General features: G+C 62.8%; 21 protein-coding genes and 1 pseudogene. 12 read left to right on the forward strand and 10 right to left on the reverse strand.

The features are described 5' to 3' along the window. The 4 genes from O1W68_RS21125 to O1W68_RS21140 form a co-directional block, all read right to left on the reverse strand. The coding region (locus tag O1W68_RS21125) for an FAD/NAD(P)-binding protein (protein WP_269306972.1) at nucleotides 1-142 on the reverse strand (142 nt) is incomplete at its 3' end. A 59-nt stretch (nucleotides 143-201) separates the two neighbouring features. Continuing rightward, on the reverse strand, nucleotides 202-723 hold the full coding sequence (locus O1W68_RS21130; RefSeq protein ID WP_269306922.1) for a class F sortase: 522 nt from the start codon (nucleotides 721-723) through the stop codon (nucleotides 202-204). A 67-nt stretch (nucleotides 724-790) separates the two neighbouring features. Then, complete coding sequence (locus O1W68_RS21135; RefSeq protein ID WP_269306924.1) at nucleotides 791-2,587, reverse strand: hypothetical protein; 1,797 nt, start codon at nucleotides 2,585-2,587, stop codon at nucleotides 791-793. 282 nt (nucleotides 2,588-2,869) lie between these two features. Next, a complete protein-coding gene (locus O1W68_RS21140; protein WP_269306926.1) occupies nucleotides 2,870-3,469 on the reverse strand; it encodes an Rv1733c family protein in 600 nt (199 codons plus the stop codon). A 127-nt stretch (nucleotides 3,470-3,596) separates the two neighbouring features. On the opposite strand from O1W68_RS21140, the gene O1W68_RS21145 reads away from it, so the two are divergent. Continuing rightward, entirely contained in the window at nucleotides 3,597-4,268 is a 672-nt protein-coding gene (locus O1W68_RS21145; protein WP_269306927.1) for a lysoplasmalogenase, read from the forward strand. Here O1W68_RS21145 and O1W68_RS21150 read toward each other — a convergent pair. Beyond that, nucleotides 4,233-4,685 carry a hypothetical protein gene (locus O1W68_RS21150; protein ID WP_269306929.1) on the reverse strand — a complete coding sequence of 151 codons (453 nt, stop codon included), beginning with the start codon at nucleotides 4,683-4,685 and terminating at the stop codon, nucleotides 4,233-4,235. The genes O1W68_RS21145 and O1W68_RS21150 overlap by 36 nt on opposite strands. A gap of 87 nt (nucleotides 4,686-4,772) precedes the next feature. Between O1W68_RS21150 and O1W68_RS21155 the strand changes: the two genes are divergently transcribed. The 4 genes from O1W68_RS21155 to O1W68_RS21170 all read left to right on the forward strand — a co-directional run bounded on the left by O1W68_RS21155 (nucleotide 4,773) and on the right by O1W68_RS21170 (nucleotide 8,089). Further along, nucleotides 4,773-5,561, forward strand: coding sequence for an SDR family oxidoreductase (locus tag O1W68_RS21155; RefSeq protein ID WP_442972428.1), 789 nt, complete (start codon nucleotides 4,773-4,775; stop codon nucleotides 5,559-5,561). Between the two features lie 82 nt (nucleotides 5,562-5,643). Next, nucleotides 5,644-6,252, forward strand: coding sequence for a DUF6636 domain-containing protein (locus tag O1W68_RS21160; protein WP_269306931.1), 609 nt, complete (start codon nucleotides 5,644-5,646; stop codon nucleotides 6,250-6,252). Beyond that, a complete protein-coding gene (locus O1W68_RS21165) occupies nucleotides 6,249-6,932 on the forward strand; it encodes a TrmH family RNA methyltransferase (RefSeq protein WP_442972429.1) in 684 nt (227 codons plus the stop codon). The genes O1W68_RS21160 and O1W68_RS21165 overlap by 4 nt, the downstream gene beginning before the upstream one ends. A 44-nt stretch (nucleotides 6,933-6,976) precedes the next feature. Further along, nucleotides 6,977-8,089 (forward strand): glycoside hydrolase family 76 protein, encoded by a 1,113-nt coding sequence (locus O1W68_RS21170; protein ID WP_269306933.1) that lies wholly within the window; start codon nucleotides 6,977-6,979, stop codon nucleotides 8,087-8,089. Nucleotides 8,090-8,108: 19 nt separating this feature from the next. Here O1W68_RS21170 and O1W68_RS21175 read toward each other — a convergent pair whose 3' ends face one another. Continuing rightward, nucleotides 8,109-8,759 (reverse strand): DedA family protein, encoded by a 651-nt coding sequence (locus O1W68_RS21175; protein WP_269306979.1) that lies wholly within the window; start codon nucleotides 8,757-8,759, stop codon nucleotides 8,109-8,111. A gap of 60 nt (nucleotides 8,760-8,819) precedes the next feature. Next, nucleotides 8,820-9,548: a VTT domain-containing protein gene (locus O1W68_RS21180; RefSeq protein WP_269306935.1), complete on the reverse strand. Its 729-nt coding sequence runs from the start codon at nucleotides 9,546-9,548 to the stop codon at nucleotides 8,820-8,822. A gap of 226 nt (nucleotides 9,549-9,774) precedes the next feature. Here O1W68_RS21180 and fbaA point away from each other — a divergent pair, with 226 nt between their 5' ends. Then, complete coding sequence (gene fbaA / locus O1W68_RS21185) at nucleotides 9,775-10,815, forward strand: class II fructose-bisphosphate aldolase (RefSeq protein WP_269306981.1); 1,041 nt, start codon at nucleotides 9,775-9,777, stop codon at nucleotides 10,813-10,815. Between the two features lie 157 nt (nucleotides 10,816-10,972). Here the strand turns inward: fbaA and O1W68_RS21190 are convergent, their stop codons facing one another. Then, the gene (locus tag O1W68_RS21190) at nucleotides 10,973-11,764 is read right to left on the reverse strand and encodes an Rv0361 family membrane protein (RefSeq protein ID WP_269306937.1); all 792 of its coding nucleotides are present in this window, start codon (nucleotides 11,762-11,764) and stop codon (nucleotides 10,973-10,975) included. A gap of 101 nt (nucleotides 11,765-11,865) precedes the next feature. On the opposite strand from O1W68_RS21190, the gene O1W68_RS21195 reads away from it, so the two are divergent. The 3 genes from O1W68_RS21195 to O1W68_RS21205 all read left to right on the forward strand — a co-directional run bounded on the left by O1W68_RS21195 (nucleotide 11,866) and on the right by O1W68_RS21205 (nucleotide 14,416). Continuing rightward, nucleotides 11,866-12,282 carry a DUF3151 domain-containing protein gene (locus O1W68_RS21195; RefSeq protein ID WP_269306938.1) on the forward strand — a complete coding sequence of 139 codons (417 nt, stop codon included), beginning with the start codon at nucleotides 11,866-11,868 and terminating at the stop codon, nucleotides 12,280-12,282. 37 nt (nucleotides 12,283-12,319) lie between these two features. Continuing rightward, entirely contained in the window at nucleotides 12,320-13,417 is a 1,098-nt protein-coding gene (locus O1W68_RS21200) for an FUSC family protein (protein WP_269306983.1), read from the forward strand. Between the two features lie 72 nt (nucleotides 13,418-13,489). Beyond that, nucleotides 13,490-14,416 carry a cation diffusion facilitator family transporter gene (locus O1W68_RS21205; RefSeq protein WP_269306940.1) on the forward strand — a complete coding sequence of 309 codons (927 nt, stop codon included), beginning with the start codon at nucleotides 13,490-13,492 and terminating at the stop codon, nucleotides 14,414-14,416. On the opposite strand, the gene O1W68_RS21210 is transcribed toward O1W68_RS21205, so the two are convergent. Together O1W68_RS21210 and O1W68_RS21215 are read right to left on the reverse strand one after the other, a co-directional pair. Further along, entirely contained in the window at nucleotides 14,406-14,873 is a 468-nt protein-coding gene (locus O1W68_RS21210) for a pyridoxamine 5'-phosphate oxidase family protein (RefSeq protein ID WP_269306941.1), read from the reverse strand. The two genes, O1W68_RS21205 and O1W68_RS21210, sit on opposite strands and share 11 nt — an antisense overlap. A gap of 192 nt (nucleotides 14,874-15,065) precedes the next feature. Beyond that, nucleotides 15,066-15,794, reverse strand: coding sequence for a sulfite exporter TauE/SafE family protein (locus O1W68_RS21215; RefSeq protein WP_269306943.1), 729 nt, complete (start codon nucleotides 15,792-15,794; stop codon nucleotides 15,066-15,068). A gap of 269 nt (nucleotides 15,795-16,063) precedes the next feature. On the opposite strand from O1W68_RS21215, the gene O1W68_RS21220 reads away from it, so the two are divergent. The 3 genes and pseudogenes from O1W68_RS21220 to O1W68_RS21230 all read left to right on the forward strand — a co-directional run. Beyond that, entirely contained in the window at nucleotides 16,064-16,540 is a 477-nt protein-coding gene (locus O1W68_RS21220; protein WP_269306944.1) for an amidohydrolase family protein, read from the forward strand. Between the two features lie 5 nt (nucleotides 16,541-16,545). Then, nucleotides 16,546-17,736 (forward strand): alpha-hydroxy acid oxidase, encoded by a 1,191-nt coding sequence (locus tag O1W68_RS21225; protein ID WP_269306946.1) that lies wholly within the window; start codon nucleotides 16,546-16,548, stop codon nucleotides 17,734-17,736. Nucleotides 17,737-18,019: 283 nt separating this feature from the next. Further along, a pseudogene (locus O1W68_RS21230) lies at nucleotides 18,020-18,736 on the forward strand (transposase); the annotation flags it as partial. Nucleotides 18,737-18,884 lie beyond the last annotated feature (148 nt).

An 18,884-nucleotide genomic window follows, 5' to 3' on the forward strand; every position in this document is an offset into this window, starting at 1 on the left:
GGGCGGGCATGCGTTCGAACAGATCGACGCTGACGCCGCGGCCGGCGAGGTTGTAGTCGGACTTCATGAGTGCGTCGGCGGCGTAGATGCCTGCCGGTCCGGCGCCGACGATAGCGACGCGAAGTGGTCTCGAGGTTGTCATGCCTGTAATCGTAGTTATGATGCGCATGAATGCAAGCCTGTCTTGGGGTGCGCACCCGGCTACAGCAGCTGCGCCACCACGATGAAGTTGTCGTTCGTCGGTTCGCCCCCGCGCACGTCGCAGTTCGCGAGGATCAACCTTCCCGGCACCGAGCGGCGAAGGTCGTTGTCGCCCAGTAGCGAACCCTTCGGCAGTGGGCCGACGCTTTCCACCGCGTACTCGAGAATTCCGTTGGGGGTATCGAGTACGACTCGGTCGCCCGGCTGTGCGACGCCGAGCGCCTTGAAAGGTGCGTCCTTCTTCGAATAGTTGTGGCCCACAACCACTACGGTCTGTTGAGCATCAGTCCCCGGTAGCCCGCTCTCGGCCCACCATGCAGGTCGCTCGTCGACAGGATTCAGTACCTGTCCACTGTCTCCTCCGCGGAAGAGTCCGTCCGGATTGACCGGACTGCTCATGTAGGTGACGCCGTCCGGCGATCGCAGTTCGATGGCGTCGGGCTGGGCCGGATCGACGACCGCGGCAGTCGGTGAAGGCGCAGAAATCTGCGCCTCCACCGACTCCCTGCTGGGACCGCTCACGTCGGAACCGTCACTTGCGCAACCGGATACAGCGATGAGTAGTGCCGCAGTAGTGACCCAGATGGATCTACGAAGCATCGGCACCGTTGCGGCGACGCAGGTACAGTCCGCCACCGACTGCGGCCACGGCGACGACTCCGACACCGGCAAGGATCGCCGGCAGAGTGCTGGAGTCGGAAGAACCGCTCGATGCCGAATCGGCTGAATCGCCCAGCGCCAGATCGACGGCAGGCAATTCACCGGCAACCATCATGACGCCCTGGTCGTTCGTGGTGAAGTAGTCGGCGACGGTGAAGGAACCGTCTTCGTTGAAGACACCGATCAGTTCGACGCCGGTCTCGTCGACGATGACGGTGGTCTCGTCGACTTTGGTGCTGTCGACGTCGTCGTGTGCGGTGCCACCGAGGTTGATGGTCAAACTGAACTTCGGGCCACTGGCGGCGAGCTCGGCGGCCTTATTCTTCAGGTCTGCTTCGGCCTTGGCTGCGGTCTCGGCTGCGGTCTTGGCCGTTGCAGCCTCGGCCTTCGCTGCGGTCACTGCCTCGGCCTTGGTCTTTGCGTCTGCTTCCGCGGTGGCCGCGGTGGCTGCGAGCGCATCGGCCTTCTCCGTCGCGGCGGTCGCTTCAGCTTCGGCTTTGGTGAGTGCTGCGGCTGCTGCGGTCGCCTTCGCTTCCAGATCGGCGACATTGTCGCCTGCGGTCGCTGCAGCTTCGGCCGCAGCGGTTGCTTCGGCCTCCGCTGTCTTCAGATCTGCAGCCGCCTTGGTTGCGGCAGTCCGTGCTTCCTCGGCGGCTTTGGTCGCGGCTGCGGCCTCCTCAGTGCTCGCCGCAGCATCTGCTTCGAGCTCGGTTGCTCTGGCGTCTGCAGCCGCGGACGCTTCCGCAGTCGCTCTGGCCTCGACGGCCAGTGAGGCCGAGCGGGCCGCGGTAGCCACTGCCGCGCGGACGGCTGCGGTCACCTTCGCGAGGTTGAACTTCTTGAACGCTTCTTCGACGGCGGCCACGGACTCGCGCAATTCCGTCGTCGACTTGTCGAAGTCGGCTTGTGCAGTCAACGCGATTTCTGCTTTTGCGTCGGCCTCTGCCCGTGCTTCGGCGGCGGCTGCGACGGCTTCGGGGTCACCCGCTGCTGCGGCTGTGGCCTCGAGTTCGATTGCCTTTTTCTCGGCGGTCTCGGCTTCTGACTTCGCTGTTTCGGCGGCGGTCTTCGTTTCGGCGACCTTGGCATCCAACACTGCCTTGTCGTCCTTGGCTACGGTGGCCGCGGCGGAGGCCGCGATGCTGGCAACCTTGGCCGCTTCCGCTGCCTTCGTCGCGTCGGTCGCGGTCAGCGCGGCGCCTGCGGCATCGAGCTCGGCTTTGGCAGCAGCGGTGTCGGAGGCTGCTGCTGCGACGACTGCTGCGTCGTAGCGAGTCTGGGCGGCGACCGAGGCTTCTGCGGCGGCCTTGCTGGCGATCTCTGCGTCGGCGAGCGCCTTCTTCTCCGCTTCCGAAAGCTGCGGGATGACGGCGACGTCGATTGTCGCGGTGCCGTCGTCGTTGATGACAACGCCGGCCGTGACCTGAGGCAGTGGGCGCTCGGCGGACGGTGCCTCGAGGGGGACGATCGGTCCGACCTCGGCGGCGTCACCCTCGTTGGCCGCAGGAACGGCGGCGTTGGGCACCACGCTCTCGGATGCGCTCTCGCCGGTATCCGGGGCCGTTTCATCGGTCGGTGTCGTCTCTTCGCTGACGCCGGGAGGCGTAGTCGGATCTTCCTGTGCGTACGCGATGCCCGGTGCGGCGACCGTCAACGACATTGCGACTACCGCGCCGGCCGCGGCAATGCGGGCACGCCGAGACCTAGAGATCGATTTGTGCGACATATATGTGTAGCCCTTCAGTCGGTAGCGGTCTGAGCCGCCGTATTTCCGCCCCGACACGGAATTCAAGTTAGTGAGACATGCATACGAGCGTTCCAAGACCGTAACGGACCTGACGGTCTTCTAAGCTTTACTTCGGGTTTGGTTATAGAAGTGTTACGTGTGGGACGCCTGTGACTGAAGTGGTTTGGGCGGCTGAGCTGCGTCGATAGTCGACTGTGATTTTCCGTACCTCGTACATGCAACGGGGGTGGGGGGAGTAGTCGACGCGCAACTACCGCTCGATCAGGTCGGGCTGTTCTCGTCCAGAAGTACCTCGATCTCGCGGTCCCACTCGTCGTACCTTTGGGCGTCGAGACGAAAGCGGGCAGCGAAATAGGTGCCGACGAGAACAGCTGCGGCGGCTAGGAGGCTGCCGAATCCCGTGAACAGTGCCGTGGCGACGGCATCGGCCATGGTTGCCGGAGGTGCGGTCGGGTCGCCGTCGCGGTTGATCCATATCGGGAGCTGGGTGCCGGAGGGACTGCCTGTCGGCAGGGAGACCTGTCCGCGATGGTCGAACCCGCCATAGCTCCACGTCGCCTCGACGGTGGTGCTCGTAACCGATCCGACTTCGCCCTGCAGGACGGGTGCGGTATCGGCGACGGCGGTGGTGGTGGCAGTCACCTGGTGGACACTGCTTTCCTGTGCGGTGACCCGACTCTGCACGGTGGCGAGGGTGGACATTCCGATCCACGCAGCTACCGGCAACATCAGGATCATCAGGGTGAAGACGGTGGTCTTGATGGTGGACTGAATGCGGTCCGAGCGGCGAACCAATGGGTTTCGCTCAGCAAAATGATGCGATCGGGCCGTTCCGGCGTGCTGTGCATGCTTTCGACGCATCGTAGTCCCCACGTGTTCTCTCGCGTGTCCAACCATCACCATGGCAACCTTGGGGCTTGCGATCAAGCATTCGGGGTCAGCATCACATATTTGCTCTGCTCAGCCAGCGATGGAGGAAACAAGTCCGATGAAACGAACGACATTCTCACGTGCTGCATTCGGTTCGGCTGCGATCGCGACGGTGGTCGGTGCGGTCACCGGGAACGAGATGATGCACCGGGCAGCCAAGCCGCTCATCGTCCCTGCGCTTGCGCTCGGGATGCGGCGCTTCTCGCCGGTCCTCGGGGTGGCGCTCTCAGCCGCAACCGTCGGCGACGTTCTGTTGATGGACCCGGATGACGATTCCAAGATTTTGCGCGGAGCCGGAGCCTTCGCTGTCATGCAGGGCTGCTATTGCGTCCTTCTCGCTTCGGCTGGTAGTCGACCGACGCTGGCCGCCGCCGTACCGCGCTTCGCCGGTTGGGCGGTGGCGTCGTCACAGTTGGCGAAAAAGTCACCGAAGGTGGCCCCGGGATTGGCCGGATACGGCGTAGCTCTGGCGGCGATGTCGACGCTGGCTGCAGATCCAGCGTCCGCACCAGGAGCGGACGTGTACGCGGGTGTCGTGGTGCCGAATTCCGATCCACGTTCCTGGAAGGCGCTGGGCGGAATCCTGTTCACCGTCTCCGACGCGTTGATCGTGTACCGACGGCTCTATCTTTCGAGTGAAATGTCTCGGCGGGTCGTCGAAGGTGCGATTCTGGCGACGTATTCCGCCGCTCAGCTACTTCTCGTCGAAGGATTCAGCAGGCAGAAGTAGGACACGGTGGTGATCCGACGGGTCGACCAAGATCGGCAAGGTTCGACCGGTTTCGAATCGCGCCGTCTCCGAAGGGGGTATCGAATAGACGATCCTGCCGACGTAGGAATCCGAACCGGGAACTGTGAACGCCAAGTCGAGTTCCATCTTCCTCTCGTCGATCCTTCGGCTCGCCTCGACGGTCGCCCAGCCCTCGACCCCGTTCTTGGCCAGTCGTCGCTGTTCGGCAGTGGGGCGGTTGGCGACCATCATGGCCAACGCGAGCGCCGTACCGAATCCGGCAACCAGGCCGACAATTTGGTAGGGCAGAGTACCGGGCGGTGTATGCGTTCGCAGTAGGCCGGCCCAGATGATCAGCACAAAGAGGTAGCCGACAGCGACGAAGGCAACCGCTCGCAGAATTCGTTCGTGATTCACCGAAATCTCCTCGAAGACCTATTCAGCGTAGTCCCGAAAACTGGCGAAGTGTTTACCGATAATTCCAGTAACCCTTATCCTGTCGGTGTGCCTACTCGAACTGTGTTCATCACCGGCGCGGCAGCCGGAATCGGACGGTCCACCGCATCGAAATTCGCTCGCTCGGGATACCTCGTCGGGGCCTATGACATCGACGAGACCGGATTGGCGTCGCTGAGCAAGGAGATCGCCGCGGCCGGTGGCCGGGTCATCACGGGAGTACTCGACGTCACCGACCCGGTTCAGTGGGCAGATCGTCTGACTGAGTTCGACAGGGAGTCCGGTGGGCGACTCGACGTCCTGATCAACAACGCGGGCATCCTCGTCGCAGGCAAATTCGAAGAGATACCGCTCGCTGTGCACAAGCGTCAAATCGACATCAACTTCAACGGCGTCGTCTACGGCACTCTCGCCGCATTCTCGTATCTGAAGGCCACCCCCGGCGCCCAGGTCATCAACCTTTGTTCCGCATCTGCGATCTACGGCCAGCCCGAACTTGTCACCTACGGCGCGACGAAATTCGCAGTCCGCGGTATCACCGAGGCCCTCGACCTCGAATGGGCCGAGTACGACATCTCGGTGAAGGCGATGTGGCCGCTGTTCGTGCAGACCGCGATGACCCAGGGTGTGTCCACGGGCACCACCAACTCGCTCGGAATCAAGCTCACGGCCGACGATGTCGCCGAAGCGATCTTCGACGCCACCCGGCCTTCGAAGCGCCTGCTGCACAAGGTCCATTTCCCAGTGGGGCTGCAGTCCAAGGTGATGACCCTCGGGTCGAGATTCTCCCCAGCATGGCTGACGCGTGAGATCAACCGGCGCTTGAGCCACACCTGACCCCACCCCCACAGTTCTTGTCGCGGTGCGCCGGTAGGGTCGCACTGCGAACAGGTCAGCGAGAGCGGGGTCGGGGTATTTCATGGTGGACAAGCGTCTTGCAGCAGCGGCAGTCCTGGCGGTGATGGCACTGTTGACGGCATGTGGCAGTGAGTCCGGTGCGGAGGTGGCAGCAACCTCGCCGCCGAGTGTGACGAGTGCGCCCGCCGCGACCACTACTACGACGACGGTCGCACCTGTTCCCGTCACCACTACCGAGGCGCCGCTTCCCACGACGACCGAGCCTGCTGCGCCGCCGCCGATGCCGCAGACTACGTATGCGCCGCTACAGGGCGCCTACTATTTCAGTTCTCCTGACGGGCAGTTTCAGTGTGGAATCGTCACTCTTCCTTCGCGGACGGAGGCAGGCTGTCAAGGCGCGACTGCGCCGGTTCCACCGCGGCCCGAGTCGTGCATGATCAGCTGGGGCAACGGGATTCGCGTCACCAACGAAGGTGCAGCCGAGTTCATGTGCTCCGGTGGCGCGGTGTACACCTCGGGTGGTGAAACGATCGACCCGCCGCTCGAGGTGGGTCAACAGATCGTCGGCGACGGCTATACGTGCATCTCGGCCGCCGACGGTATCTCCTGCAACAACGACGAGACCGGTCATGGTTTCCGCATTGCTGCCGACAGTAACGAAACATTTTGAGCGACAAGGAGTCCGGAGTCGCAGCTGATGCCGGCCCCACCGAGTGGGGTGAGGCCCCCAATGGTGTCGGACCGTGGATCGAAGAGCACGCGTTGCCGCGTCCGACCGATGCTCGTTACGACGCCGAATTGCTCGACAATGGAGATCGACGCAATGTCGTCGACGCCTATCGATATTGGACACGCGAGGCGATCGTTGCGGACATCGACAGTCGTCGGCACAGTCTGCACGTCGCGATCGAGAATTTCGCGAACGACGCCAACATCGGCACCGTGGTCCGGACGGCCAATGCTTTTGCTGCGCAGGCAGTTCACATCGTCGGTCGTCGTCGGTGGAATCGGCGGGGTGCGATGGTCACCGATCGCTATCAACACATTCACCACCACGCCACGGTCGCCGACTTGCTCGAGTTCGCCCGGGCGAACTCGCTGACCGTTGTCGCCGTGGACAACACGCCGGGCTCGGTGCCGCTGGAAACGGCGGATCTTCCGCGTGACTGCGTGCTGTTGTTCGGTCAGGAGGGCCCGGGAGTGACGGAGGAAGCCCGCGGCGGCGCCTCGATGACGGTGTCCATTGCCCAGTTCGGTTCGACTCGAAGTATCAACGCCGGTGTTGCCGCGGGTATCGCCATGCATTCCTGGGTTCGGCAGCACGCGGACTTGTCTCAGGCGTGGACCTGACCTCCTTGTGTCACTCGCTTTGCCGGTAATGGCAGGATCGGTGTATGCAGGAGCAATGGTCGCAGCGTGCAGACGCTGCGGAGGGGGCGGTCTACGCGCGCCACGTACGTCGATTGTGGGGACTGCCCGGCACCGCGCTAGGAGTGGTGGCGTGGCCGCCCGTCCGGCGTGAACGACTGTTCGGACGCTGGCATTACTGGTGGCAGGCGCACTTGCTGGACTGCGCTGTCGACGCGGCGACGCGGGCGCCCACTGCCAAGCGTCGCAGGAAGTTGTCCAAAATTGCTCGTGCACATCGTATTCGGAACATCACCGGATGGACCAACAACTATTACGACGACATGGCATGGCTCGGCCTTGCGCTGGAGCGATCGCAGCGGTTGCACGCCGTCGACCATCGGTCGGCGATCCACACGATCGAGTTGGAGTTGTTCGACGCCTGGGCACCGAAGAAGGGCGGCGGAATACCGTGGCGCAAGGGTGACGATTTCTACAACACTCCGGCGAACGGGCCTGCGTCGATACTGCTTGCTCGCACCGGTCGGCTGTGGCGCGCACAGGCCATGGCGGACTGGATGGACGCGAACCTGCACGACCCAGCGACGGGTCTGATGCTCGACGGCATTCGCACCGGTGGCGTGCTCGATCGTGCAGTGTTCAGCTACTGCCAGGGCGTCGTGCTCGGGGTCGAGACCGAATTGGCAGTTCGTCTCGATGCGCCGCGACATCGCACACGCGTTCATGCGCTGGTTGCCGCCGTGGAGACCCACCTGTGTCGGGACCTGGTGATCGTGGGCGGGGGCGGGGGTGACGGTGGTCTGTTCGACGGGATTTTGGCACGTAACCTTGCTTTCGTCGCCACGACGCTCCCCGGTGAGTGCGACGAGGACGAACAGGCTCGCTCGCTGGCGGCGTCGATCGTTCTTGCTTCGGCGGAGGCCGCGTGGGAGAACCGGCTGGAGGTCGAGGACCATCCGCTGTTCGGTGCCGCCTGGAACAAGGAGGCGCGCCTGCCCGGATCGGGGCATTCCATTGCCACGTTCACCGGTGGGACAGTCCGCTCGTCCAGGATTCCCGAGCGCGATCTATCGGTCCAACTAGGTGGATGGATGTTGATGGAGGCCGCCCACGTCGTCTCCGCGGCCGGCTTCCGCTAGCGAAGTACTGCCCGAGGATTCACTCGTGAACCTCGTCCACCTCGACGATTTCCGTCGGTCGGGCCATCTCTTTTCGGTACTGCCAGATGCCGAGTGCGGTGCCCAGTACGAGCGCGATGATCATCGCGATCAATACCGCCGGTAGTAGCCACGGGACCTGTTCGAGGAAGCTGCCGAAGTAGAAGCCGATGAGCAGCAGCACCGGCGCCCAGATGATGGCGCCCAGGGTGCTGGCGATCGTGTATTTGCGGTGGTTCATGTTTGCTGCGCCTGCGACCATCGGGCAGAGCGTGCGGACCCACGGAATCCAGCGAGCGACGAGTACCGCCCAGAAGCCGTGTTTTTCCAGCAGGACATTTACTTTGTGCAAGTTCTTCGTGTTGAGATACTTGCCGTCTTTGCGTGCGACGAGCTTGGAGCCGGTGCGGTGGCCGATGACGTATCCGGCTTGATTTCCGGCGATCGCCGCGATCATCGCGCCCACCGACAGTGCCCAGATGTGCCCGACTCCGGAAGAGTGTGTGGCCATGACGATTCCTGCGGTGACGAGCATCGAGTCACCGGGAAGGAACAGGCCGATGATGACAGCGCATTCGAGGAACACGAAGGCGACGACGATGATCCATACGACAAGAGGACCGGCAGTGGTGAGCGGCCCGAAACTTCCCATTGCCGTTAGCGTCTCGGACGCTTGTACGTTGATCTGGCCGATCATGCGCGACGCACCATGTCAGGAAGTGGCGTCCCTCTGCGATTCGATCGACTCGGTCGCTTCGGCCAACGGAGTCTTGCGTGCCTTGATCATCCGTTTGCCGACCTCGATGACGATCGGCAACACCGAGACGAGAACGATGATGATGAAGATGATGTCGACGTGCTCGCGAATGAAATCGATCTGGCCGAGCAGGTAGCCGAGCATCGTCACACCTGCACCCCAGAGGATGCCTCCGACGATGTTGTAGGTCAGGAACAGCGAATACTTCATCTTCGACGCACCCGCGACGACGGGGGCAAAAGTGCGAACGATCGGAACGAAGCGCGCGAGGATGATGGTGATAGGCCCGTGTTTTTCGAAGAATGCATGCGACTCGTCGATGTATTTCTTCTTGAAGAAGCGCGCATCGTTGGATTTGAAGAGGGCGGTACCGCCCTTGGAGCCGATGAAGAACCCCACCTGGTCACCGAGGATCGCGGCGATGGGAATCAAGATCAGCAAGAGCCAGATAGGTGCGAACGGCTCGATGTCCGTCGACTTGGAGGCCGCGATCAGCCCTGCTGTGAACAGCAGTGAATCACCGGGTAGCAGGGGAAACAGCAACCCCGATTCGATGAAAACGACTAGCAACAATCCGACCAACACCCAGGTGCCGAACGAATTGAGCAGGTTGACCGGATCGAGGAACCCGGGCAGCAAAGCCAGGTTGGTCGTCACGGATTCCGAGGCGGCATTGAAACTCACGGCGCTCACACTACCGGCCGAACCTGGGAGAACCTGAACAACAGGTTTCGACCACCGGATACGGGGCTGTCCGATTAGTCGCGATCGATTTCAGAGACCCTGCGACGGGTGTTGGTGGGTCCCGGGCGACACAGCGCCGTCGAGTTGCCATACTGCAGAGGACACACGGCGCGCGCCGCTACGCGTGAGCGCTCGCCGATCGACTCTTTACATGGAGGAATCCGCCGTGCCGATCGCAACTCCCGAGGTCTACGCCGAGATGCTTGGCCGGGCGAAGGAACACCAATTCGCATTTCCGGCTATCAACTGCGTAGGTTCCGAGTCCGTCAATGCCGCCATCAAAGGCTTCGCCGATGCAGGTAGCGACGGCATCATTCAGTTCTCGACGGGCGGCGCCGAGTTCGCGTCGGGCCTGGGGATCAAGGACATGGTCACCGGCGCGGCAGCCCTCGCCGAGTTCGCTCACGTGGTCGCTGCGCGATACGACGTCACCATCGCGCTGCACACCGATCACTGCCCGAAGGACAAGCTCGACACCTACGTACGTCCGCTGATCGCCCTGTCCCAGGAGCGCGTCGACGCGGGCAAGAACCCGCTCTTTCAGTCGCACATGTGGGACGGTTCCGCGATCGCGATCGATGAGAACCTCGAGATCGCCAAGGAGCTGCTTGCCCTCTCAGCGGCAGCACGCATCATCCTCGAGATCGAAATCGGCGTCGTCGGCGGCGAAGAAGACGGCGTAGAGGCCGAGATCAACGACAAGCTCTACACCTCGAACGAGGATTTCCTCAAGACCGTCGAAGCCCTCGGTGCCGGCGACGCGGGATCGCGTTACCTGCTCGCAGCAACGTTCGGCAACGTGCACGGCGTCTACAAGCCGGGCAACGTCAAGCTGAAGCCTTCGGTGCTCGCCGACGGCCAGAAGGTCGCGTCGGAGCACCTTGGTCTTGCCGAGGGTTCCAAGCCGTTCGACTTCGTCTTTCACGGTGGATCGGGTTCGGCGAAGAGTGAGATCGAAGAGGCACTCGGTTACGGCGTCGTCAAGATGAACGTCGACACCGATACCCAGTACGCATTCAGTCGGCCGATCGCCGGGCACTTCTTCAGCAACTACGACGGCGTCCTGAAGGTCGACGGCGAGGTCGGCAACAAGAAGGTCTACGACCCCCGCAGTTACCTGAAGAAGGCCGAAGCAGGGATGACCGCTCGCGTCATCGAGGCGTGCAACGACCTGAAGTCCGCCGGCCGAAGCGTGTCTGCCGGATAAAACCCACTCTCGACCGACTCGGCCCCTCAACGCGCGTTCGTTGCGGGGCCGAGTGCTGGGCGTGCTCAGGGGTGCCACTGCGTGCTCAGGGGGGCGTTACGGCGTGGCACAGGGGTAGCCACTGCGTAATCAGGGGTAGCCACTGTGTGATCAGGGGCTACTCGGGGGGTGCGGGGCTACTCGGGCTGCAGACTTTCCACACATCGCCGTCACGGCGCAGGTCGAAGGTGCGGGGTGAGGTGTCGGCGGGATTGGCCGCAGTGTGCGCAAGGACCTGCGCAATCGCGGTGTCGCCGGTCACCTGAACGGCGTCGACGCTTTCCACGACCGGAACATTGCCCTGCTCCACAGCAATGCGGTGGACGTCGGCGAAATCGGCGTCCGGAATATCGCGGTAGAAGGTGGCAAGTTCGCCGCACGAGGCGCTGCGGAGAGTCGCCAGATCTCCGGTGCTCAATGCTTGCGTGAACGATTGGATCGACGTTCTGATCTGCGCATCGGCCGAACTGCCCTCGTCGTCGCGCGAGAGGTAGGCAAATCCCGCGACGCCGATGGCGACGATCAGGACCAACGCACCCACGAGCGCGGCAATCCATTTTCTGCTCTCGGACTTCCGCGACGGAGTGCTCGGCGTCGGTTCGATGCGCTGGGGCCGTACTTGCGGCTGCGAGAGCTCACCACGCGCGGGGATGCGTCGCGGTGCAGCCGGCGGTCGGGCAGCGGGCGTGGCGCCGGAGGGCTTCACGGTCGACGGCGCCGGGTGGGGATGCTCGGTAGCCGGGGGCACCTTGGCAAGGGCGGTGGTCTCCGCTTCGGACGGATCAGGAGCAGCAGGAGGCGGGGTCTTCTGTGTCGGCGGCTGCTTCGCGGCCGGTGGTTCTTGTTTGCGAATCGCCTCGGTGGCGGGCGCTTCGCCCACCTCGTTCGACTTGTCCTGCTGATCCGACACCCTGTTCTCCCAACTGACCGGACTGTGCGATGCAGACGAGCCTAGCGAGCGGAAGGGTGGGTGGACGCACGCGCGCAGAGTGTCGGGGCACAATGGTGCCCATGACTTCTTTCGGTGACCTGCTTGGACCGCAGCCGACGCTCTTGCCTGGAGACGAAGAGGCCGAGTCGGCGCTTCTGAATCACGAGGACCCGGCAAAGGTGGCTGCCGACAATCCGACAGCCTCGATTGCCTGGGCATATTTGGCGGAAAATGCTTCGACCGCTGGACAGACGATCACCGCCTACGCTTATGCGCGCACCGGCTACCACCGCGGACTCGATCAGCTGCGTCGCAACGGATGGAAGGGGTTCGGGCCGGTCCCGTACAACCATGAGCCGAACCGAGGATTCCTCCGATGCGTCGCCGTTCTTGCAAAGGCTGCGCGCGATATCGGCGAGAACGACGAGTACGCCCGCTGCCTCGACCTCCTGGAAGACTGCGACCCTAAAGCTGCGGACGCGCTCGGCCTCGGCTGATCGCTTTCGCCCGACGGCAAAGCGTGGCAGGGCTCGGCTGAAGAGCGGACGTCTCCGGCTCCAGTCTTCGTTGTTGCCGATCATTCAGTGTGCTTTGGCTGCCGGTGTCGCCTGGTTTGTCGCAACCGACATCGTCGGACATCCGACTCCGTTCTTCGCGCCGATTGCGGCCGTCATCTCGCTCGGCCTCTCACTGGGGTCCAGGTTGCGGCGTTCGGCGGAACTGGTTGTAGGCGTCACTCTGGGAATCGGTGTCGGCGACCTGTTCATTTCGGCGATCGGCAGCGGCCCCTGGCAGCTCGCTCTGGTCGTGGCACTCGCGATGGCGGCCGCGGTGTTTCTCGACGGCGGTCCAATTTTTGCGATGCAGGCAGGCTCCTCGGCCGTACTCGTCGCGACGCTCATTCCACCCGGAAACACCGGTGGAATCGACCGGATGGTCGACGCGTTGGTCGGCGGTCTCGTCGCGATCGCGATCGTCGCACTGATTCCGACTCATCCAGTGTGGCGGGCGCGCAAGGATGCGGCGAAGATTCTGAAAACGGCCTCGGATGTGCTGCAGAAGGTGGCCGACGGTCTCGTTGCCAACGACCCGAAGCCCATCGAGGAAGCGTTGAAGAAGGCGCGTGCGACGCAGTCCGATATCGACACTCTGCGCAGTGAACTGAAGGGCGGTCGAGAGATCGCGCGGATCTCACCGTTGTACTGGCGGCAACGCAACCGTCTCGCGAGTCTGGCCAAGACAGCTGATCCGCTCGACAATGCCGTACGCAACATTCGGGTGCTCGCTCGGCGGTCACTGTCGTTGGTGCGTGACGACGAGATACTCGATCCGCGACTCGTCGACGAGGTCGAGAAGCTCTCGCAAGCGGTGGATGTGTTGCGACGGATGATTCTCGCCGATCCCGGGCGGCGTCCCGACGCGGCCGACGCGGCGCGGGCGCTGCGGTCGGTCGCATCCGGTGCGAAACCTGAACTGATCGACAATGCTGGTCTGTCCGCGACGGTGGTGTTGGCTCAGTTGCGGTCGATCATCGTCGATCTGCTGCAGGTGGCCGGTCTGAAGCGAATATCGGCTCTTGCAACGCTGCCGCCGACCGTCGAGAAGCCGAGTGTGACCCCGGACGTGCTGTAAGGGGACGACCCCGTTGCACATATGCGTATGCACGCATATGGTGAGGTCGAATCGAACGACCGGAGGGGAACCATGGGCGCGGGGCACGGACACAGTCATGGCATGGCGGGATCCCCGCAGGCTGTAGGCCCGTCTAGCGGTCGGATCCGCAAGATGTTCATTGCGCTGGCGATCCTCGTGGTATTTCTCATCGTCGAGGCCACGGTGGCGTTGTCGATCAACTCGCTAGGTCTGCTGGCAGATGCCGGCCACATGCTCACCGACGTGCTCGGAATGTCGATGGGATTGATCGCCCTTCTGCTGGCCCGTAAGGGGAGCGCCGTCGCCGCTCGGACTTTCGGATGGCACCGCGCCGAAGTCCTCACCGCGATTGCCAACGCAGTCCTACTCCTCGGTGTCGCGGCGTTCATCATGTACGAGGCCATCGGCCGAATCGGCGATGCGCCCGACATCCCCGGGCTGGCGATGATCCTGACGGCCGCGGCCGGCCTCGTAGCCAATCTCGTTGTCATGCTTCTCATTCGCGGCGATGCCAAAGACAGTATCGCGGTACGCGGTGCATACATGGAAGTGCTGGCCGATGCAGTCGGCAGCGTCGGCGTCCTCATCGCCGGTGTGCTTCTGCTGGTCTTCGATTGGACGTGGGCGGACGTCGTCATCGGTGTGCTCATCTCGCTGTGGGTAGTTCCGCGTGCACTCAAGCTGGCCGGGTCCGCGTTGCGCATCCTGACGCAAGCTAGCCCCGGACATGTCGACGTCGAAGCCGTCGAAGCGGATCTCGCTGCTCTTCCCGGCGTCGTCGGAGTGCACGATCTCCATATCTGGACGCTCACCACAGGTATGGACGTCGCGACGGTTCACCTCGAGTGTGATGGCTCCGGTTCGGTACTGCTACAGCGCGCAAAAGCAGTGCTGACGACCTACGGTCTCGATCACGCAACCGTCCAGGTGGAGCCGAGTGCTCAGGGCGCGATGTGCAAGGACGAACTCACCTGGTGAAAGTCCGCACCGGAGCGCCCGGCTTCCACAGTCGAATCTTCAACTGGTCCTCGACTACCTCCGTCAGGACGACCTCGGTGATATCGAGATCGAAGACGTTGTAGGGGGACAGTTCGGGCGGTGCCGCGCCGAATATCTTCTGCAGCGCTTCGGGATCCACGAGTTCGACGGCGAGCCCCGAGATTTTTGCGTCGCCACCCTCCATCGAATGATGTCCTGGGTTGGTGTGGATCGCATACCGCGGATCACGCTGTAGGTCGAGCGCTTTGAGGGCATTGAGCATCGATCCGAGTCTCAACGTTCCATTGTCGAGAAATTCAACCTCGGTACCACTGACTCGCGGTGAACCGTCTGCGCGGAGCGTCGCCAGCACATGATGCTTGTGTGCGCCGAATCTGGCGGCGACGGCCGTAGCCAGCTCCGGTGCCGCGCTCTCGAATTCTCGCCAAGTGGCCATGGACCAAGTATGCAACGCTCTTGGTCTCACGAGAAGTGGCGTTTACGGCACCGACACCGCTTCCCGACGTTTCACCTCGCGGTGAGGCAGCATGTTCAGGTCTGACGCATCTTCTATGCGTTGCTCGGCATCCCCTGACACTTCGGTCGAGGCGTCTCCGACCCTGGAGTTCTCGTCGGTATAGGGCCACTGCTAAGCCGTCGCGATAGTGAGCGCGCCGGCGATTACCACCAGCACGACGGTAGCTGATCGAAAAGTTCTGACGGACAACCTTTTTGCGATCGACATTCCGACCCAGTTGAAGAGCATCCCGCTTGCGATACAGCCGAGGATCATCGGCAACATCGCGACAGGCTGCACGTCGGTGTAACCCCACAACAGGGCCAGCGAGAGTGTGTTGGTGACGACGAAGTAACCGGCGAGATCGGCGATGAAGCTCATCGGCGGCAACTTCGCTCTGCTGAGCAGCAGCACTACGGGAGGTCCGTTCAAAGATGTCGTGGTGCTGAGGTATCCACCGATCGAGCCCACCATCACATTCGCCGCCCGCGAAGGAGGCTTCGGATCCTTCGCCAAAGGCAATGCCATCACCAGTCCGCACAGCATAGTAATCACACCGGCCGCCGGTTTGAGATATTGCTCGGGAAGCATGTTGACAGTGAAGACGCCGAGCCAGGCCCCGGGGAGGCTTGCCCCGCCAATGAGTGCAACTCGGAGCCAGTCGATGTGCGCACGCAGTTGATAGGCGACCGCAACCCTGGTCACCAGTCCGACGATCAGGTTGACGACGACGATTTCGGGCACACCGATTCCGGCGATCAGCATGAGCGGTGTCGCGATCAGTGACGTCCCGAAGCCTGTCGCGCCACCGATGATCGAGGCGACACCCATGCAGAGCATCGCGGCTACCACCATAGTCACCTGGTGGTCTCATCTGCTGTTGCCGTTGTTGCGCGCATGGACGCAAACCTACCGGCGTGAAAGCTCGAGGCTAGTCTGGATATTCCCAGTTCAGCAAGGTGCTCGGTCATATCCGCCCGAAAAGTGCTCGGTACTACCGCGACCCCTACCGTACCGTCACGAAACCCTGACATCGGTACATGGAAGACGCTGACGTGTTGATTTAATAAGAATAAACTTTACAATCGTGCGGTAGATCACCTTCGCCCCACCGTTAATTTGGAGATCACATGGCAGAACCGACGACGAGCACTTTCGGTTTCGAGGAATCTGTAGAACCGGCAGTATTCGATCGATTCCCAAAGCTGAAGATCGCAGCACTTGAACTCGGTTGGGACTGGGTCGTCCCCTTCGGATGGCGCCTGGACGCTGTGTGGGAGAAGCATCGCGCCGACTTGCCCCACGTATCACGCAAACCCTCCGAATGCCTGCGTGAGCATTTCTGGTTCAGTACCCAGCCATTGGAAGAGCCAGAGAAGCCCGAGTTCACCGAGAACGTCTTCCGCATGTTCGAAGACGCGGGATTCGCGGACAGGCTCATGTTCTCTTCGGACTACCCGCACTGGGACTACGATTCACCGTACGAGTCTGTTCCAGAGCACTTTCCGGACGCTCGACGCCGACGAATCCTCGGCCGCAATGCGAGCACACTGTACAAACTCCCGCTCCGCGCCGCACGCGGACTGACCTCGCCCACCGCGCTGTGACGCCGGTGAGACGCCTCAGCGGCGTACTGAACTACGACGACACACGCGCGGCGGCTCGGCGCACCCTACCGAGATCGATCTTCGAGTATGTCGACGCTGGTTCGGAAGACGAACTGACGCTGGGATGGAACCGAGACGCCTACCGCGATTTGGCTTTCGCGCCGCGCGGTGCAACATGGGTTCCCGAACCGGAGCTGGGACGGACCATTCTGGGCGTCCCGTCCAGCATGCCGATTCTCACCGCACCTTGCGGAGGCATGCGGCTTCTCCACCCTGAGGGCGATCTGGCCATCACGCGTGCCGCCGCGGCGGCGGGAATCATCCCGGTCGTTACCAGTGCGTCCGGATATTCGCTGGAGCAGATCGCCGACGAACCGGGCACAAAGTTTTTCCAAGCGTATCGTTTTTCCGACGAAAACGCGATGAAAACCCTGGTCGGACGCGCGAACAAAGCCGGCTACCACGCCCTGGTGGCCACGATCGACACCGCTGTCGGCGGAAATCGTGAGCGCGATTTTCGGAATGGCTTCAGCTATAACATGAGAATCGACCTGGCGAACATCACCAGAATGGCACCCAAAGTCATGACCCGTCCGGGGTGGGTCTATCGGTTCATGCGGGACGGCATGCCCTTCGAGCTACCCAATACCGCGGACATCACCCCGGATAGGCAGCCGATGGAGTTGTCAGCCCTCACTCGCTCGGGAAAATCCTCGCACTCCCCCGACTGGGACGACATCGCTTGGATGCGAGCCAACTGGGACGGCCCCCTGGTCGTCAAAGGGGTTTTGACAGTCGCCGACGCACGTCGCGCACAATCGCTTGGTGCCGACGGCATAATCGTTTCCAACCACGGCGGACGCCAACTCGACGGCGCACCGGCGTCGTTGCGGGCACTCGGCCCAATAGTGGACGTCGTCGGCGACACGATGGAAGTACTCGTCGACGGCGGAATCCGCCGCGGTGCCGACATCGCGAAAGCGCTGTCCGTCGGCGCACGCGCAGTGCTCGTCGGCCGCTACACCGCGTTCGGATTGGCTGCAGCCGGCGAGGCCGGGGTCGCCCATGTTCTCGAGCATCTTCGAAGTCAACTCTTCCGCACCATGCAGCTGATGGGGTGCGCGGACATCGAAGACCTCGACGGCAGCTGGGTGCAGCAGGCCACAACTTCTAGCCTCGGGCTTTCACGCCGGTAGGTAGGCGCGGCGTGTCAGAAAAGAAGAATGGTGCTCTGAGCTGCGAAGATTGATCTTGCGAAGGAAACAATCCAGCCAGCACGAGGAGCACCATTCTGGTGAGCAAGTCTACGTCGTCGTACCCCGCCCTGTCCGTCGATGCCACCGGAACCGGGTCGTGTCGCACGCCGGCGCCGTGACGCTGCTCCGCACCGCGGAAGTCACCGGCGTAGCCACCGCGCTGTCCGAGGCGCTGTCACCGTGGCGGTAACCGTTGGCGCAGTTACCTAACGTGTACTAGGCACGGCCGGGGAAGAAGGTCCTCGTCCGCACCGACGGCGCTGGCTCGAGCCACAAATGCCTCACTTGGCTGCACACGCGAGGAGTGTCGTATTCGATCGGGTTCGGGCTCACCGACGCGATGGTCGCCGCCCTCGTCGATGTCCCCGACACAACATGGTCGGTCGCCCTCGACGACGCCGAGAGGGTCCGCGACGGCGCGTGGGTCATCGACGCCACCGGCATCGTCGACCTGACCTCGTGGCCGGCCGGGATGCGCGTGATCATCCGAAAGGAACGCCCGCACCCCGGCGCGCAGCTTCGGTTCACCGATTCCGACGGTCTCCGACTGACTGCGTTCGCCACCAACACGGTCGGCGGGAAGATTCAGGATCTCGAACTGCGGCACCGCCGCCGCGCCCGGTGTGAGGACCGCATCCGCACCGCCAAGGACACCGGGCTGACAAATTTCCCGCTGCACGGCTTCGACCAGAACCGCATCTGGTTGGCGATCGTCGAACTTGCTCTGGACCTGATGGCGTGGACTCAGATGCTCGGCTTCACCGACCATGATGCACGCCGGTGGGAGCCCAAACGTGTTCGTCTGCGGGTGTTCTCGGTCGCCGGCCGCATCGCCACCCACGACCGCCGCACGCACCTGCGCCTTCCACAGAACGCACAGTGGTCGACGTTGATCGTCACCGCACTGACCTGGTTGGCGGCGCTGACCGCGCCCGCCTGACCGCAATTCACCCGACCCAACGACACGAAAGAACCCCACGCCTCGGACCGTGGAACCGAGCACCCGCCGATCGACATCGGCAACGCCATCGTGCGCTAACGAGTCCGAAACACCATCTCGACCAGCTCAGGCCAGCACATCAGCTCGA

It is taken from the genome of Rhodococcus sp. H36-A4, from assembly GCF_027158005.1.
Classification (GTDB): Bacteria; Actinomycetota; Actinomycetes; order Mycobacteriales; family Mycobacteriaceae; genus Rhodococcoides.

Coding starts and splice junctions, on each gene's coding strand:
- O1W68_RS21135 (WP_269306924.1), bottom strand. CDS start 2,587: ATGTCGCACAAATCGATCTCTAGGTCTCGGCGTGCCCGCATTGCCGCG.
- O1W68_RS21140 (WP_269306926.1), bottom strand. CDS start 3,469: ATGCGTCGAAAGCATGCACAGCACGCCGGAACGGCCCGATCGCATCAT.
- O1W68_RS21145 (WP_269306927.1), top strand. CDS start 3,597: ATGAAACGAACGACATTCTCACGTGCTGCATTCGGTTCGGCTGCGATC.
- O1W68_RS21160 (WP_269306931.1), top strand. CDS start 5,644: ATGGTGGACAAGCGTCTTGCAGCAGCGGCAGTCCTGGCGGTGATGGCA.
- O1W68_RS21170 (WP_269306933.1), top strand. CDS start 6,977: ATGCAGGAGCAATGGTCGCAGCGTGCAGACGCTGCGGAGGGGGCGGTC.
- O1W68_RS21175 (WP_269306979.1), bottom strand. CDS start 8,759: ATGGGAAGTTTCGGGCCGCTCACCACTGCCGGTCCTCTTGTCGTATGG.
- O1W68_RS21195 (WP_269306938.1), top strand. CDS start 11,866: ATGACTTCTTTCGGTGACCTGCTTGGACCGCAGCCGACGCTCTTGCCT.
- O1W68_RS21205 (WP_269306940.1), top strand. CDS start 13,490: ATGGGCGCGGGGCACGGACACAGTCATGGCATGGCGGGATCCCCGCAG.
- O1W68_RS21210 (WP_269306941.1), bottom strand. CDS start 14,873: ATGGCCACTTGGCGAGAATTCGAGAGCGCGGCACCGGAGCTGGCTACG.
- O1W68_RS21220 (WP_269306944.1), top strand. CDS start 16,064: ATGGCAGAACCGACGACGAGCACTTTCGGTTTCGAGGAATCTGTAGAA.